General features: G+C 52.0%; 2 protein-coding genes. Both read left to right on the forward strand.

Features of this window, described 5'->3' with window-relative positions; translation table 11 throughout:
- Positions 1 to 104 precede the first annotated feature (104 nt).
- Positions 105 to 224 carry a hypothetical protein gene (locus SANK73390_RS09360; protein ID WP_462765692.1) on the forward strand — a complete coding sequence of 40 codons (120 nt, stop codon included), beginning with the start codon at positions 105 to 107 and terminating at the stop codon, positions 222 to 224.
- Positions 182 to 383: ankyrin repeat domain-containing protein (locus tag SANK73390_RS09365; RefSeq protein WP_462765694.1), on the forward strand; the 202-nt coding region annotated here is incomplete at its 3' end. The genes SANK73390_RS09360 and SANK73390_RS09365, both read left to right, overlap by 43 nt.

A 383-nucleotide genomic window follows, 5' to 3' on the forward strand; every position in this document is an offset into this window, starting at 1 on the left:
GTCTAGAGCAACTACACTTACAGCGAGCTGCAGCGAGGGGCACGCGCAAATAGCTGCGATGTTACTAGAAGCGCGGGCAAGCGAAAACTTGCAGGTAACGAAGGATGGAAACACCGCTACTCTTAGCCTCTCTAAGAGGACATATTAAGGTAGCCAGGTTACTTCTAGCGAGGGGTGCGACATTCAGGCTGCGTCGGACGACGGGTGGACGCTGCTGCGTGTAACTTGTGCGACCGGATGTTTCGAGCTGGTTAGGCTACTTCTAAAGACGGGAGCTGAAGCTGCGGCAATAGATGTCAATAGACGCACGGCGTTTTTCAATGCATGTGTAATGGGACACATGGAAATTGTAGAAAANNNNGACGTTCTACATGGCTGTGCCG

The organism is Pseudoalteromonas sp. SANK 73390 (genome assembly GCF_054966645.1).

Excerpts from the sequence above, each read along its gene's own strand:
- SANK73390_RS09360 (WP_462765692.1), top strand. The coding sequence starts at position 105 with ATGGAAACACCGCTACTCTTAGCCTCTCTAAGAGGACATATTAAGGTA.